The 14,806-nt window shown below is 68.5% G+C and carries 15 protein-coding genes; 10 read left to right on the forward strand and 5 right to left on the reverse strand.

Annotation, left to right across the window (positions count from 1 at the left end; genetic code table 11):
- The first annotated feature begins 94 nt into the window (after positions 1-94).
- Positions 95-589, forward strand: coding sequence for a JmjC domain-containing protein (locus tag OG534_RS38040; RefSeq protein WP_326594222.1), 495 nt, complete (start codon positions 95-97; stop codon positions 587-589).
- A gap of 303 nt (positions 590-892) precedes the next feature.
- The gene (locus OG534_RS38045) at positions 893-1,066 is read left to right on the forward strand and encodes a hypothetical protein (protein ID WP_326594223.1); all 174 of its coding nucleotides are present in this window, start codon (positions 893-895) and stop codon (positions 1,064-1,066) included.
- A 31-nt stretch (positions 1,067-1,097) separates the two neighbouring features.
- Here OG534_RS38045 and OG534_RS38050 read toward each other — a convergent pair whose 3' ends face one another.
- Positions 1,098-1,748 (reverse strand): recombinase family protein, encoded by a 651-nt coding sequence (locus OG534_RS38050; protein WP_442807274.1) that lies wholly within the window; start codon positions 1,746-1,748, stop codon positions 1,098-1,100.
- A gap of 240 nt (positions 1,749-1,988) precedes the next feature.
- Here OG534_RS38050 and OG534_RS38055 point away from each other — a divergent pair, with 240 nt between their 5' ends.
- Positions 1,989-3,503, forward strand: coding sequence for a hypothetical protein (locus OG534_RS38055; protein WP_326594225.1), 1,515 nt, complete (start codon positions 1,989-1,991; stop codon positions 3,501-3,503).
- Positions 3,504-3,770: 267 nt separating this feature from the next.
- Positions 3,771-4,253 (forward strand): Imm21 family immunity protein, encoded by a 483-nt coding sequence (locus tag OG534_RS38060; protein ID WP_326594227.1) that lies wholly within the window; start codon positions 3,771-3,773, stop codon positions 4,251-4,253.
- Between the two features lie 40 nt (positions 4,254-4,293).
- On the opposite strand, the gene OG534_RS38065 is transcribed toward OG534_RS38060, so the two are convergent.
- Complete coding sequence (locus OG534_RS38065) at positions 4,294-5,439, reverse strand: ISL3 family transposase (RefSeq protein WP_442807275.1); 1,146 nt, start codon at positions 5,437-5,439, stop codon at positions 4,294-4,296.
- 403 nt (positions 5,440-5,842) lie between these two features.
- Between OG534_RS38065 and OG534_RS38070 the strand changes: the two genes are divergently transcribed.
- The 5 genes from OG534_RS38070 (at position 5,843) to hemC (ending at position 9,220) form a co-directional block, all read left to right on the forward strand.
- Positions 5,843-6,295, forward strand: coding sequence for an AAA family ATPase (locus OG534_RS38070; protein WP_326594235.1), 453 nt, complete (start codon positions 5,843-5,845; stop codon positions 6,293-6,295).
- A gap of 286 nt (positions 6,296-6,581) precedes the next feature.
- Positions 6,582-6,890 carry a hypothetical protein gene (locus OG534_RS38075; RefSeq protein WP_442807276.1) on the forward strand — a complete coding sequence of 103 codons (309 nt, stop codon included), beginning with the start codon at positions 6,582-6,584 and terminating at the stop codon, positions 6,888-6,890.
- Positions 6,891-6,983: 93 nt separating this feature from the next.
- On the forward strand, positions 6,984-7,184 hold the full coding sequence (locus OG534_RS38080; protein WP_326594236.1) for a hypothetical protein: 201 nt from the start codon (positions 6,984-6,986) through the stop codon (positions 7,182-7,184).
- Positions 7,185-7,186: 2 nt separating this feature from the next.
- Positions 7,187-7,681 carry a hypothetical protein gene (locus OG534_RS38085; RefSeq protein WP_326594237.1) on the forward strand — a complete coding sequence of 165 codons (495 nt, stop codon included), beginning with the start codon at positions 7,187-7,189 and terminating at the stop codon, positions 7,679-7,681.
- Positions 7,682-8,284: 603 nt separating this feature from the next.
- Positions 8,285-9,220: a hydroxymethylbilane synthase gene (gene hemC / locus OG534_RS38090; protein ID WP_326594351.1), complete on the forward strand. Its 936-nt coding sequence runs from the start codon at positions 8,285-8,287 to the stop codon at positions 9,218-9,220.
- 263 nt (positions 9,221-9,483) lie between these two features.
- Here the strand turns inward: hemC and OG534_RS38095 are convergent, their stop codons facing one another.
- Entirely contained in the window at positions 9,484-9,918 is a 435-nt protein-coding gene (locus OG534_RS38095; RefSeq protein ID WP_326594238.1) for a DUF6188 family protein, read from the reverse strand.
- Between the two features lie 1,179 nt (positions 9,919-11,097).
- Between OG534_RS38095 and OG534_RS38100 the strand changes: the two genes are divergently transcribed.
- Positions 11,098-11,226, forward strand: coding sequence for a hypothetical protein (locus tag OG534_RS38100; protein ID WP_326594239.1), 129 nt, complete (start codon positions 11,098-11,100; stop codon positions 11,224-11,226).
- Between the two features lie 506 nt (positions 11,227-11,732).
- Here the strand turns inward: OG534_RS38100 and OG534_RS38105 are convergent.
- Both OG534_RS38105 and OG534_RS38110 read right to left on the reverse strand, forming a co-directional pair.
- Positions 11,733-13,025, reverse strand: coding sequence for a ParB/RepB/Spo0J family partition protein (locus OG534_RS38105; RefSeq protein WP_326594240.1), 1,293 nt, complete (start codon positions 13,023-13,025; stop codon positions 11,733-11,735).
- Positions 13,022-14,173: a ParA family protein gene (locus OG534_RS38110; protein WP_326594242.1), complete on the reverse strand. Its 1,152-nt coding sequence runs from the start codon at positions 14,171-14,173 to the stop codon at positions 13,022-13,024. The genes OG534_RS38105 and OG534_RS38110 overlap by 4 nt, the downstream gene beginning before the upstream one ends.
- Positions 14,174-14,806 lie beyond the last annotated feature (633 nt).

The raw sequence follows: 14,806 nt of genomic DNA on the forward strand, positions 1-14,806 counted from the left end.
AGCGGAGCCTCCCTGGTGCTGGACGCTGTCGACAAGCTCCACCCCGGCGTCCAGGCCCTAGCCGAGGCGCTGGAGCGGCACTTCCCTCGTCGAAGTGGTCTTGCAGGCCGGGGACATGCTGTACGTGCCGCGGGGCTGGTGGCAGGCGGTGGCCGCCACCCAGGGTCGGTCCCTGCACCTGACGTGCGGGCTGACCCCGGCGACCGGCCACCACCTCCTGGTGTGGCTGGCCGGACAGCTCCTCCACTCCCCCACTTTGCACGCGAACGTACCCTCCGTGGCCGGGGCCGCCGAGCGCACCGCGTACGCCGAGCAGCTGCGCAAAGAAGTCGCCGAGGCGCTCCACCCCCACATCGTCTCGGAGTTCGCCGCCTCCCTGGACGCCCGCGACCCTGGCCGCCCGGCCTCGTCCCTGCCGTGCATCGGCGACGTCCCCGCCGACCCCGGCCTGGTCCTGGCCCTCACCACCGCCCGGGCCGCGCTGGAGGGAGCCGACGAGGCCGTCGTGCTGCGCGCCGCCGGACACGAATGGGAGCTCCACACCTCCGTGCGCCCCGTGCTGGAGGCCCTGTCTCCGGCGCCCGCCTGACCTTCGGGGAGCTGGCCGAGCGCTCCCGCCTCACCGTGGAACAGGTCGCGGCTCTCGCCACCGAGCTGGTATCCAAGGACGCGGCCGCCGTCTCCCACAGGTAGGACCCGCCATGTTCGAGGCCCCCGCCCCCGCTACCGTCGACCGGATGCTGGCCGCCCGGCAGCACGCCGCCGACCAGTTCGGTCTGCGAGTCACCGGCCGCCGGGTGTGGGGGTACCGGGGCCGCACCCTGTCGTCGGCCGCCGGCCCGCACTGGCTCCGCGTGGTCTGCGCGGAGGCCGGCACTGAGGGCGGCACGCTGTGGAACGGCCCATCCACCTCCCACGCCCTCCCCGCGTCGGTGCCGCGCCCGACCTGTTCCGCATCCGGGACTGGACCACCGACGGCTACGCCTACCGGGCCGAGCTGTACGCCTTCGCCCCCGACCCGATCGTCTCCCCGCGCCCCGTGCTCGACGGCCGTGTTCTCGTATAGCTGCCGCCACCCGTCATGTAGCGCTGAGTAACTACGCGGGGCTGCGGTCGCGCTGCTGGAGGGCGGCGAAGTCGGCGTGCGCCGTCTCGACGGCCTCCGGGTACGCCTGGGTCTTCTCGTGCTCGGCCAGCGCCCGGTAGATGCTGGAGAGGCTGGGGCTCTGTCCTTTGCGGCGGCCGGTGGGGATGAGCAGGTCGGGCTGGATGTCCTCGACGGTCTCGCCGTTCGCGCGGCGGCGGAGCACGGTGTGCAGCATGTCGTCGGTGATGACCGGGGGCCGGCCGCCGTGGTTGCCCTTGCGGGCCGCGGTGTCGAGTCCTTCGAGGGTGGCCTCGCGGATGTTCTCGCGTTCGGTCTCGGCCATCGCGGCGAAGAACCCGAACAGCAGGCGTCCTGGACCGCTGGGGTCGTACATCCCCTGGAGGGGTCCGGCGAGCATCTCCAGCACTAGGCCGTGGGCGGTGAGGTGATCGGCCAGGGCTGTCAGCTCTGCGGCATCGCGTCCCAGGCGCTTCATCTCGTAGACGGTGAAGATCACCCGGCAGTGCGGGGCATGGGCCTTGATCTCGCGGGCGGCGGTGAGGGCTGCCTCGAACTGCGGGCGGACCCTCACGCGGGTGCTGATCTTCTCGGCGAAGATCTTGTCGCGGGGGATGCGCTTGGCCGCGAGCGCGTTAGCCACCAGCATATGGCCTGTCAGGTAGCCCAGCAGACCCGCGGACCACTGGCTTTGTTGCTCAGGAGCGAGAGCGTTTGTCACCCAAGGGCAAGAACACCCGGTGGACAAGGCAGACGATGTAGCCGAGTTTCAGCAACGCCCGGTTGCTTGACTCGGCCCTGATGTTGTGGCTTCTCCTGGCTGCGGGCCGCGGGCGGTCATCGTATGCACGACGGGTAAGGGGTGCGGTGGCAGGATGACGTGGTGTCCGAGACTCTCCCTGAACTGTGGCTGCGCGGCATCGCTTTCAATCCGGCGGCGCCCTCCGACGTACTGATACGCCTTCTGGAACAAGCGGCAGGTGAGGCCGGGCGGCTGATGTGCGAGGGTCGCGACCTGCCCGACGCCGTCATCGACGCAGCCCTGCGCCACCCGGACCGCGGGATCCGCCGCCGGCTCGCCGGCAACCAGCACGTCGACCCCGCACAACTCGCCCCGTTGGCAACCGACCCGTCGGGGATCGTCCGCGCCGGGCTTGCCGGCGGGCCCCGCTCCCGACCCCGATGGGTCCGACCGCTGCCGGACGACATCCTCGTCACCTTCCTGACCGCCCAGGACGGGGGCGAGGACGGCATGCTCACCGAGCACGAGATCACCCAGGAGCTCAGCGCCTCACGGCAGATCCCTCTGTCTTTCTACCGAGCCATGGCCGGGCACGAGCACCCCGAGCTCCGCGTACGCGCCACCTGGAGGTGGCAGTCGCTCACCCCTGCGCAGCAGGAGGCCCTGCTCGACGACCCCGACCCCGCCGTACGGGAAGCAGCGCAGGGAAGCATCTGGGAGCTGGACCCGGAAGCCGTGGAGGCCAGGCTGCCGTCCTTCGGCTCGCACAGCAAGCCGTTCGTGCTCGGCACGTGCGCCCTGTCCCCCGCGCTCGTCGAACAGTGCTTCGCGGACGACACGGTGCACCCCCTGACCTGGAACCGCCACACCCCGGCCGACGCCGTCGCCCGGCTCGCCCGTCACCCCGACGCCAAGGTCCGCACGAGGGTCGCCGCCCGGCCCGACCTGGGACCGGACCTGGTCACCGAGCTGAGGGAGGACCCGAACGAGGACGTGCGGGTGCGCGCACGCCTGCACCCCTTCCCCCGCACCTGGGCCGAGTACTGGGCGATCCACCGGGTCATCGGGCACGGCCCGGACTGCACCTGCCCCATCACCGAGCCCGACACCGAGCCCGACACCGAGCCGTCACCTGACTGGTTCGCCGCCTGCGCGACGTCCGAGGAACCGGTGCTCCGCCGGGTGGCGGCGAGCTGGCCCGGCCTGCCGGCAGCACTCGTCGAGACACTGGCGCTGGACGATGACGAGGAGGTACGGATCCGGCTGGCCTGCCACCACCCGCTGGCTCCGCCGCACCTCCTCCTGGACGTCTTCGTGACCCGCCGGGCCCACCGTCCGCACCTGCTGACCCTGCCCGCGTTCCCCCGCACCGGCCTGACCCACCTCATCGGCCACCCTGACCCCGAGGTACGCGCCCTGGCCGCAGCCGATCCCACTCTGCCCGACCCCCCGGTGGAAGACGCCGACGAGTCGGTGCGCCGGGCGGCTGCCGCCAATCCGATCCTGACGGCCAAGGTCCTGGAGGCCCTTCTCGCCGACCCCCGCACCGCAGAGGGCGCTGCGGCCAATCCGTCCCTCTCCGTCCCCCGCATGCACGCGCTCCTCGACCGCTGCCTGAACGGCGACGCCACCCCGTCGCCGGCGGCGGGATGCTGAGAGACGACGCCCGCGTAGCGATCACAGGCGGGGCAACCTCTGCCCGCCATCGGCCGACGCCGACACGCCATACAGGCGTTGCCAAGTCTCGGTTCTGGCACAGATCTTGGGGAGCGGTCGCGGAGGGTGACGACATCGTTCGATTGCAAGGGATGGTTAAGACCCTGGGCCCGTCACCGCGCACCTCGACCACCACAGGCATGAGCCTTGTCCGACCCGGCACATACGCTGTCGCCACGGAAGAGAGATCCGAAAGGTGGAGGCGGCATGTCGTTGACGTGGCTGGAGACGGAGGGCGGCCCGTTCATCGTGGTTCCGCGCACGGCGCTGCCGCACTGGTCGGGAACGGAGGGCGACTACGACCGGGCTTGCGAGGTGATGGAATTCGTCGGGGTCCTCGCACTGCCTGACGGAGCCGAGGCGCTGGTCCTCGGGGACGAACCTCTCTCCACCGCCTACCTTCCCGAGCATCGAGTCCTCGTCCGCTGGCACTACGCGGAGAGCGAGGAAGGTGTCGCCGACATCATCAGGGCTGGGCTTGCCACCGCCGAGTGGGAGGAAGGACCCGTACTGAGCACCACTGGCGAGCTCGTCATGTTCGGCGCCGCCTACTTCGGCACCGAGGTCGGGACACTCACGGACAGCACCGCTCTCGAACTCGCCGCTGGCCGCTACCGAGTGGACTCGGCAAGCATCGAACCCGACGACCTGACGTCCTTTCGTGTCCACCGCTTTGTTGAGCTGGCCTGACCCGGCGTTCGGAAAGATCCTGGGGAGTCGCTGCTGAGGGTCACTGAAGCAGGATCATTTTGCGTAGGAGTTCGAATCCGGCTCGTCCGTAGAGCTGCCTTTTGATCTTCTTGATGCGGTTCACGGCGCCTTCGACACTGCCGGAACTCCAGTCCAAGGTGAGGCCGGCTATCACGGCGTCGAGGTCCCGGAGCAGGTGGAGTGCGAAGCCGGTGAGGCCGGGCAGTTGGCTGGCGTCGACTGCGTCGATCCAGGCAGGGAGCCTGGAGCCGAGGCGGCCCGTGAGTATCTCGCCGAAGTCGCGGACCTGCCCGGCGGCCGTGTCCAGTTCTGGGCAGCGTGCCAGGACATCCTTCAGGCTGGCGCGGTCGTCCTCGCTCAGTGCGGTGGGGTGTCGGGTGAGCCAGCCGGTCACCTGCCGCACCGTCGGAGGCCGGGGCGGCGCGGCAGCCGGAGCCCCGCGGAGGGTGGCGATGTAGCTGCGGACCATCTGGTAGGTGACGGGCGCATTGTTGGCAACGAGTTCGCTGTGGAGGCGGGTGACGCTGGTGCATCCCTCGGCGAATCGTCGCTCCAGGTAGGGCTTGTAAGGGTCCAGCCTGCTGGGTCGGGGCCGGTTCTCGCGGATGGTGTCCTGCCAGCGTGCGGCATTCGCGTATCTGAGCACGGTGTTGAGGCCCCAGCTCAGGTGCCGGGCGATCGCTCGGCGTGAGTGACCTTGAGCAAGGAGCTCGTGGACCCGGGCGTGCGCGGCCTTCTTGCGCTCAGCCCGCCGGCCGATGGGCGCCGGGTCGTCCTGCGGTCGGCCGGAAGACAGTCGGGTGGCCTCCGGCAACATGCTGCTGGGCGAAGGGTCGCGCAGGCAGTCGCGGTGGGCGGCGACGCAGGTTTCCACGGCTCGGCCGAGGCCCTGCCACAGGTGGAACCGGTCGGCGACCTGCAGAGCGTCTGGGGCACCGCGCCGTGCTCCCTCGGCGTATGCGCCCGCCCGGTCCCGGCAGATGATCTCCACGCCGGGGTGGCGGATCAGCCAGGCGGCCAGCGGCCCGGCCTCGCGGGTCGGGAGCACGTCGACCACGCGATGGTCTTCGACACTGGTCAAGACGGTGGAGTAGGTCTGGCCACGGCGGATCGCGAAGTCGTCCACGCCCAGCACGCGCGGAGTACCGAACTGCGGATCGGGCAATGCCATGACCCTGCGTAACAAGGTCATCCGGCCTCACTGGCGAGCGTCTTGACGTCGCAGGCACCTCCGGGCGGGATTTGCTCGGTCAGCAACCGGTCCATGGCCGCGCGGATGCGCCGTTCGACTTGGTCGCGCTGCTGGTGGCTCAGTGTCAGAAGCAGGCTTGGCAGAAGGGGTGCTGAGCACGTTGGCCGGTATCGCCATCGAACTGGCCGACCGGTTCGGTGCCGGTCTCATCCGGCGCGAGCCCGGCACCGAACCAGCAGTACAGCTCCGTGAGATCGGCGCCAGGCTCGCCGCGGACGCGGGCAGGGTCGACGAACTCCGTAGCCGAACCCCGGCCCACCTACCGGAAGGATCTGAGATGGACCCGCTGAATCTCCCTGCAGGCGCCATTTGCGTGATGGTCGGACCTCCGGGCTCCGGCAAGTCCACCTTCGTCGCCCGCTACTCCGACAGCTGGCGTGTCTCCCTGGACCTCTACCGGCGCCTGGCCACCGACTCCGAGATCGACCAGTCGTCCACACCAGTCGCCGTCGAGATCCAGAACCTGCTCCTGGACGCCCGCTTCGCCCGCGGCTTGACCACGCTGGTGGACTCGACCAACGTGCACGGCCACGTCAGGGCCGGGCTGCTCGCCCGCGCCCGCTACTGGCAGCGCCCCGCTGTTGCCGTCCTGTTCGACGTACCGCTGGCGACGGTGGAGGCGCGAAACGCCAGCCGCGATCGTGCGATACCCGTGCGCATCGTGCGCGAGCACCACCAGCTGCTGCCCAACGCCGACCAGCTGTACGGCGAGGGCTTCGCCAAGGTGCACCTGATTTCCGACCTCGGCCTGGCCGGAACCTTGCAGTGAGCAGGCCGGCCCCCGGTCCGCACTCCCACCCGCTCACCCCGGCGGAGCTTTCTGCTGGTGACGAGTGGGTCCATGGCTGAGACGAGTGCTACTTGCCGGTCCAGGGCGGGGCCGCCGGCCTTGCCGCGCACTGCCGCACCGTTCACCACCACGGCGACGACCCGCGCACGCCGATCACCGTCCGGCTCGATCTGTACTGAGAGCACTCCGTGGCGCCCCGACTCCGCACCCGTGGGGCCGGGGCGGTCGCGGTGGCCCCTCACAGCACCGAAGGGAGATGGACGTCATGACGCTGCGGCCGCCGTATTTCGAGGTGGACGTCCCCATACGGAGCACCGAGACGCCCGGCCTGCGTGGCGTGCACGTCTTCACCGGCCGGGCTGACAGCGACAGCGTCGCCCTCCAGGCCGCGCACGAGGCGTACGACGCGGCCCGCACCGCTGCCGAGGCCGGACTCGAGATGCCCCACGGGCGCCCGGACGGTTGGGGCGCCTGCGGCTACAGGCCTGGCTGGGAGCTCGACTGGCTCGCCGCGACCGCCGGCCCCTGGAAGAACCCGTACAGCTGGCTCAACTCCAGCCCGATCGAGCTGTAGATCTGCCCCGGGACAGACGCACATCGGCGTCCAAACCAGTTCGCCTGTCCCGGGCCCACCCATCCCGTACGAGACGAGACGGAGACCCCAAGTATGTCGTCCAACCGCGATGTCGACCACGCCCTCGCCTACCCGGAACCGCCAGCCTCGCCGCGCTGGCACCGCAACGGCCCCAAGGCCCGACCGATCACGCCCTGGCAGCAGAAGCGCAACTGCGAGCTCCTGCTCCGCGAGCAGCACACCCCCCGACCCCGCTCCCCGCGCACCGCCAAGCCCCGGGCGGAGACCCGATGATGATGAGCCCTCAGACTCACCTCGCCATAGACGGCTACGTCGACGCGATCCCGGCTCCCGGCACCAGCTGGGGCACTGCCTGCTTCGACCTGATCCACTCCCCCGCCGACGCGGACCGGATCGCACCCGACGCCCCGGACACCGTGTACGCCTGCACTACCGGAGACCCGCGCATCGCCGACGTGCTGCTGCGCGAGATCCAGCCCGGCGACCTCCTGCGTGTCACCGGCACCGTCGTCCAGCCCGCCGCCCTGGGCACCCCGGCCCGGCTCACCGTCGACGCCCTGGAGGTCCTGGAGGCCGCGCCGGCCCCCGTGCTGCACGACATGGTCCTCGACCGGTACGGCCCGTACGCCGTGATCTTCGACGCGGACACCGACGCCGTACCGGTCTTCACCGAGTACGGCGTCTGGGCCGGCCTGGCTGCGAGCCCGGACTCCATCGATGAACTGATCGACGTCTTCGAGGGGCGCGGCCAGGCGGCCGAGGGCACGTAGCGCGGCATCGTGCCGATTCGGCTCGTGAATATGTGCCGCTGCCCATCCGGCTGGCCCGGGGTCGGCACAGATCTGTTGAAGGGCGGCTGTTGGGACTCCGGCCAGTGCGGCTTGAAGCTCCAGGGTGGGCGCTGAGGTGCCCGGGTCAGCCGAGTCCGGACATGAAGGCCGAGGTCCTGCTGACCCTTGCCGCGGCAAGCTCCTGAAGTCGCTTTTAGTGGTCTGCTGGATCTGATGCTGCTACTGCGCGCTGGCTTTTGACGGCGTTCAAGAGCCCGAGGCCGTCCACACATGAACCGCACACTCCCAGTCTTCGAGGGCCGGACCTTTGACCGCGGTCAAAGGTCCGGCCCTCGGCGGGCGAGCTCAGAACCCATCGCACCCAGGGAACCGGGCGGTCCTGAGGCCAGCTCCGCCCTCGACTCCCCCACCCTCCTGCTCACCGGATCGGTGCACGCCCCACGGTCGGTCTTCCCTCGACGGCGCCGCCGCTACGTCATGTCGTTGCCTGGCTGCTGCATGGCGCAACCTGTTCTCCAACGCATGAGATCGGCCTAGGCATCGCGGTCGGGGCCCGCATCTGACAGGTCTATCGTGGGCGGCATGTCCGCCCCTGAGCTGATCCGCATCGTGTCCCGGAACTCCCCCATGGCACTGGCCCAGGTGGAACGTGTGCGCAGCGAACTGGCCGTGCTCCACCCCCATATCCGCACCGAAGTCGTCCCCGTCGTCACGACCGGAGACAAGTGGATGGGCGACCTCGCCCAGGTCGAAGGGAAGGGGGCGTTCACCAAGGAGGTCGACGCCGCACTGCTGGAGGGCAGCGCCGACCTCGCCGTCCACTGTCTCAAAGACATCCCGTGCGACCGCCCGCTGCCCGTCGGCACGACATTCGCTGTGTTCCTCAAGCGCGACGACATCCGCGATGCACTCATCCACCCCAGCGGCATCACCCTGGACCAGCTGCCGCCCGGCACCCGCATCGGCACCTCGTCCGTCCGCCGAATCGCCCAGCTCGCGGCCAGCCACCCCCACCTGGAGTGCGTGCCCTTCCGCGGCAACGCCAACCGGCGCCTGGAAAAGCTTCACGCCGGAGAAGTCGACGCCGCTCTCCTCGCCGTATCCGGGCTCGAACGCATCGGACGCACCGACGTGATCACCGAGATCCTCTCGACGGAGACAATGATGCCGCCCATCGGCGCCGGAATCCTGGCCCTGCAGTGCCGCCAAGACGACGCCCACGTCATCGACGTGGTCAGCAGCCTCGTCCACCCCGACACCCACCGTGAAGCGACCGCCGAGCGCATGCTGCTACACGTCCTGCAGGGGCACTGCAACAGTCCCATCGCCGGCTACGCCCGCGCTGAACGCGGCGGAGATCTGTCGCTACGCGCCTGCGTCTTCACTCCCGACGGCAAGACGGTTCTCAACGCGCATGAGTGGGCCGGCCCGCTCGACCCGGCCACTCTCGGTACGTCCGTCGCAGTCGCTCTTCTGCGGCAAGGAGCCCGCGAGTTGATCGACGGAATCCCGCACTGACAGCTGGCCGTCGCCTCCAGGGACCCACTGGGGGCGCCGAGCGTACACGTGGAGGGGGCCTCACCGGCACGCGGCCGGTGAGGCCCCCTCCACGTTCTACCGCTCATCCCCTCCCCACCGATGTCGGCAACCTTTGACCGCGGTCAAAAGTCGGCAGGGCCCGAGATGCTCACGGGACGGCGACCCAACGATTCAGCCGACGCTGACATGCGGCAGCCTTTAAGCGAGGCTTCCCGACAAACAGGCGCCCAGCAGCGTCGGCGCTATGACGAGGACTCTCTTGTTCCTGAGCCGGCCCAGACAGCCAGGTCGCTTCCAGGCAGCGACACGAAGAGCCATTGCGCTGGGCCCGTGACCTGCCACGCTTCGAAGGACGGATCGGACGAGCAAGTCAGGTGAAGGCCCGTGTCGAAAACGAGACGCAGGGTTCCGGACTTGAACGCAACCGCAGACAGAACCTTCGCTCCGAACAGATCAAGGGCCGCTGTGACGTCCTGGGACTCCGGATTCAGGAGCACCGACCGGCCGGCGTGGACTGCCCCGTGCGAGAGGCTGAAGGGCGCTTCCAACGCGACTTCCCAATCCGAGTTGAGAACCAGCACGAGCCGGAAGTCCGCACTGATCTTCGTGACGCGCATCCCGCGAAGGTTCAGGATCCACCGGTCCTCGTGTTCGACGGGACTCTCTTCAGTGCTCACCACTGCACCATGGCTGATTCGACAGTCGAAAGCCAGCGGATTTCCCTCAGCCCAGTTGTCCCCGACCGGTACCAGCCCGCGAAGTGACCCTCACCCCGCGACCAGCGGAACGTCCGCACTGGCGCCACGTCTTCGAACCGAGCAGTCACACAGTCCAGCGGCGGATGTCGTCGCCGCTCATGTACGGCGCCCACGGGGCGTCCACGTACGACGGCTCGACGTACGGTCTCGCAAGATCCACCACAGCCGGTACAGCCACTCAGCACCCCCGGTGCGATCACTCGCACGACGGGGTTCACTGAAACAGGAGGCCGACCGACTGGGTTCGCCGAGTAAACGCCTCGATGGGATGCGAGCGGTCAGCTACCTCAGACGCGGGGGAGCCGCCCATCTTCTCGAAGACCTGGCGGGCGACAGGCTTGCCGTCCGTGCAACGGAACCCGAAGAGTCCGGTGCCGTCTCCGGGGAGTCCGCGAGACCCCGAGATCCCAGAGCCGGGGCGGGCCGCGTCCAGGGGGTGCGTTGCAGTCGGCGAGGACGAACGCATTGCGTCCGGGCGGAAACGGGGGCTGCTTGCGGGTGTGCAGAGCAGGCGGGGGAGGCTGAACCTTTGACCGCGGTCAAAGGTTCAGCCTCCCCGTGCGCGGACGCACTGGGCCACGCTGTCCGTGACGTTCAACGCAGAAGCCTGGGCAGCAGCGCCCTCCGACGTCCTGGTAGCCGCGAACGCCCTGACCACCGACCGCTTCGAAGCCCGCCCTGGCAGCCCCTCTGGACTGTTCTCTCCTTCCGGTGGACCTCGTCCTCGCCACGATCGAGTCCGGCTACGGCAGTAGCCAATGCCGAACGGGCCACCGCGCCTGACCTCGTCGCCTACGGGTTTCACGGAGATTGACCGGCGTGAGCCCGCCACTAGGCCGTCTCGGCCGGAGCTTGCCGGTCGAGCCCGCGTCTCCCCCGGCTACCGCTGGGGGAGCAAGATCCGGTAGAGACGGCCTAGGGTTGGCTCATGAGCACGGCAGACGACGACCGCATCGCCCTCGACCTCCTCGACGCCCACCTGAAAGACGTGTGGCGGGCAGCCTGCGAACTCCACCGGGGAAACCGGGCCGTCGTCCCCGAGGTGCCGCGCGAGCTGGGAGGGGCCGCTGCGGACGGTGCGGCCACCGAACTCCTGCGGTGGGGGTACGGAGAGCCGGGTTCATCACGGGCGAGTACATCAACGGCCTCGACCTGCTCGAAGAACTGGGCCTCGTCGCCGTGTCCGGCGACGAGGTCGGGGTCTTCTGGTCCTTCAGCGCGTACTGACACCGGCTCCCCGGCACAACCCGTCCAGCACCCTCGCACCTCACTCCTAAGCCGTTTGCTGCGGATCACCTCGCTGACCAGATGAAGATGGCGGCGAGGTGGAATCCGGCGAGGTAGATCTTGGCGGTCTTGTCGCGTCAGTCAACGACACGCATCAACCAATGATCAGATGATCCGATGGAAACGCCCTAGTCGAGGTGCTGCCGGGTGATGGCAGTCGGGATGGTCCGGTCCCAGTCCCGGCGGCGTGCACGACGGCGGTTCCACCCCGCGGCGGCAAGTGCCGCCAACTGGGTGACTGCTTCAGTCAGCCGACCGGTGTGTCCGGTCTATTTGGTTCTTGGGGTTCCTGCGTGACATGTGGTTGGCGGCGTCTCCCTAGACCTCTTGGCGGCGCCCAGCTCACACGTGAAGAGGGCCTCACCGGCGCACGGCCGGTGAGGCCCTCTTCACGTTCCACCGCTCATTCACTGACCATCGCCGAGGCCGGCAACCTTTGACCGCGGTCAAAAGTCGGCAGCGCCAGAGGCGTTCTCGGGCGAGGAATCCTTGGCGTGATCTTCGAGGAGCTTCTCCAGGAGAACGGTCCGCTGGCTCTTGTCCATCTTCACGAAGACCAGGTCCGCGACAGCGCTGCCGTCATGCCACGGCACCCGCGGAATCTTCCGGATGTCCACAAGATGGACATCGTCGTCTGCATCGGCCGGAGCCTCTTCGTCCTCGACCGCAGGAACAGTGGCCGCCGTCGGGGGAGTGTGCAGTTCGTTCGCAGGGGCAGGTCGGTCTGCCTCCAAGGGCTGTGTTGTGGCTGGCGAAGCCGATTCGATGGCAACCGGTTCAGGAGCGTCGCCCGCTCGTGGCGCGTCCGGCGTCGGCAACGGAGCAGCAGAACTTTTGACCGCGGTCAAAGGTTCAGGCGCAGTGGGCGCCAGCTGGTCCATGCCGGGAGAGGGGGAGGGGAGGACTACAGGCGCCTGCGGGCGGGGGAGGGGCTCCGCCACCGGCTGCGCTGCTGCTCGCAGGACCGCCTGCTGCTCCTCCTTGGCCCGGGTCTCCTGCTCCTTGGTGGACTTGAGGAGCTCAAGGAGAGTTGCGGGTCCCAGCGAGGGGTCGTCCTTGAGGGCGCGGGCGAGGGTTCGGCCGTCGCGCTCGGGCATGTCTCCAGAGCTGAGCATGGCCTGGATTTGGTCAGGCAGTTCGAGCAGGACCAGCTGGTGCGTGACCCATGATGGTGACTTCCCGAGGCGCTCGGCGGCACGCGACTTCGATCCGAACTCTTTCTCCTCGGCGCAGATCGCCACGAGCTGTGCCACACCCCGGGCGCGTTCGATGACGTCGAAGTCCTCACGGTCGAGGTTTTCTGCGAGGAGGTAGTCGACGAAGTCCTCTCGGGTCTTCGCGAGATCGTCCCGGACAACGAAGTCCAGGCTCTCAAGGCCCACGTGGCGAGCACTGCGGTAGCGGCGCTCGCCGTTGATGAGGATGAACTCGGCCGGCCCGATGAGTGACTCGTGTTCGGGCCACAGTGCCAGGTAGGCGCCACGCGAGACGGTGACGCAAGCCGCGAGCTGTGCTTGGCGCAGCTCCTCACCGAACCGGGTGAGTTCCTCGTCGGAGCCGAAGTTGCGGCGGGGGTTGAGGGGAGTGGGGGAGACCTCGTCGAGCCGGTGCTTGACGAGTTCGTAGGCAGGGATGTCGCCCTGGGCCAGTGCCTTGGCCCGTCCCCGTTCGCTTCGTTCGCTCGGCCGTCGGGCGCTGGAGAAGGAGGCGCCGCTGCCCAGGAGGTCCTTCTTGCTCACTTCGTCAGTGCTTTCTTCAGGTCGCGCATGGCGATGGCCTGCTCGCAGTCCGGTGCGTACTCAAGGAGTGGACGCTTGAGGCGTACCGCCTCGCGCTGCTCCTTCAGGTCGGGGATGACCACGAGGACCGGCGGGTCGCCGAACTCTTCCCACTGGCTCAGGGAGGAGGTGGCGATGAATCCCTTGCGGGCGTCGTAGAGGTTCACGACGAAGCCCAGCTGGGTGACGGCGACCTCGAGGTCGTCCTCCATGTCTTCGATCTGCTCGAGCAGCAGGTCGTAGGCGTCGGCGGAGGTGTCTTCGGCCTGGACGATGACGACGAGTCCTGAGGCCTTGGGGTCCTCACCGTCGCGCGTGCGGGCGTAGTACAGCGCCGTGTCCATGGTGTAGCCGAGGCTCGGCGGACAGTCGATCACTACGTAGTCGAAGTCCTTCTCAAGTTCCTCGACTGCCTTCTCCAGCGCGGTCTCCTTGACGCGCACGTTCCTGGTGGTGGCGAGCTTGGCGTCGAGGAGGAACGCGTCCTTGCATGCGGGCAGGAGGAAGAGCCGGCCCGTGAACGACTCGTACTCGATGGGTACGAGGAGATCCCGGACGTTGCCGTCCGCTTCACCGAGCATGTGCTTGGCGAGGCTCGGCTCCTTGATACCCAGCGGCACATGGCCCAGGTGCTTCGTCAGGTGACCTTGCGGGTCGAAGTCGATGACGCAGACGCGAGCACCGGCCTCGGCCAGGGCCTGCGCAAGACCGTTGCTGACCGCACTCTTGCCCACACCGCCCTTCTGGTTGCACACGACGAGACGGCGCACGTGGTCTGGGCGCACCAGGGTCGGCATCGTGTGCGTGTCCAGCCACAGACGGATCGACTGGGCCAGGCCCTGGTTGTACGCGACGGGCCGCGCCTTGCAGTCCTTCTTGAACTCGTCGTACAGGCCGGTGGGGAGGTAGGTCGCGAAGGATGAGCCACCGGTGGTGTCCACAGTCCTGGCGGCTTCCGGGTTGCTGCGCCAGGCGTGGATGCCTTCGGTGACAGCGTCTTGGATGTCCACGCTGAGCTGGGCAGCACGGACCTTGAGTTCCTGACGGAGGGCCAGGGGTAGCTTGGCGACTACCTTTTCCCTGTCGGACGGGTCGTAAGGAGCGGTCATGGCGGTTACCTTACTCTCCTCAGTCGCTATGGCAAGAAACATACGCGGGTGTTTTGCCCGATCTGTTGCGATCATGGCGGTCGTCCTGAGTCAACTGGTGGCGCGTCTCGGGCAACCCCTCGGCGATATATGCCCCTGCGCCTCACGCCTCCTGGCTCATCGGCCCGGCCCCTACCAACCCTCGATCTACGAGGGCAGTACAGAGTTGGATGCCGGGGGCGCCGAGGTCAGCATGCTGGCTGTGCCGCGGAAAGGGCCTGCTGAGGCGATGCCGGCCGGCTGCGAGGCGGGGGAGTCAGTGGGCGCGTTTCCGTCATTGAGCACAGCCCCACCCCCAGCCGATGCTGGGCGGCGACGGGCGCAACAGACATCGGCCCGTCCTGGGTTGTAGCCACCTGAACGCGGTTGGACCTCGAGCCCGTATGTGGTGGCGGCCCTGAAGCCCTTCCGGCTGCCGCGGCGCGGCAGCCGGGGTATTGGATCAACCACGCGCTGGACAAAATTTCGAAGAGCTGATTCTTGCGCCGACAGCTCTCTCATCCCGTAGCGAGCGACTCGGACCAGCCGCTGAGCGCGAATCGTATTTTCGCGATGAACAGGTCAAAAGCGACCCGCAGAACGGGGGCATAGGCC

This window comes from Streptomyces sp. NBC_01294, from assembly GCF_035917235.1.
Taxonomy (GTDB): domain Bacteria; phylum Actinomycetota; class Actinomycetes; order Streptomycetales; family Streptomycetaceae; genus Streptomyces; species Streptomyces caledonius.

What these genes read in the sequence shown, in the direction of transcription:
- OG534_RS38060 (WP_326594227.1), top strand. Translation starts at nt 3,771, where the DNA reads ATGTCGTTGACGTGGCTGGAGACGGAGGGCGGCCCGTTCATCGTGGTT.
- OG534_RS38070 (WP_326594235.1), top strand. Translation starts at nt 5,843, where the DNA reads ATGGTCGGACCTCCGGGCTCCGGCAAGTCCACCTTCGTCGCCCGCTAC.
- OG534_RS38075 (WP_442807276.1), top strand. Translation starts at nt 6,582, where the DNA reads ATGACGCTGCGGCCGCCGTATTTCGAGGTGGACGTCCCCATACGGAGC.
- OG534_RS38080 (WP_326594236.1), top strand. Translation starts at nt 6,984, where the DNA reads ATGTCGTCCAACCGCGATGTCGACCACGCCCTCGCCTACCCGGAACCG.
- OG534_RS38085 (WP_326594237.1), top strand. Translation starts at nt 7,187, where the DNA reads ATGAGCCCTCAGACTCACCTCGCCATAGACGGCTACGTCGACGCGATC.
- hemC (WP_326594351.1), top strand. Translation starts at nt 8,285, where the DNA reads ATGTCCGCCCCTGAGCTGATCCGCATCGTGTCCCGGAACTCCCCCATG.
- OG534_RS38110 (WP_326594242.1), bottom strand. Translation starts at nt 14,173, where the DNA reads ATGACCGCTCCTTACGACCCGTCCGACAGGGAAAAGGTAGTCGCCAAG.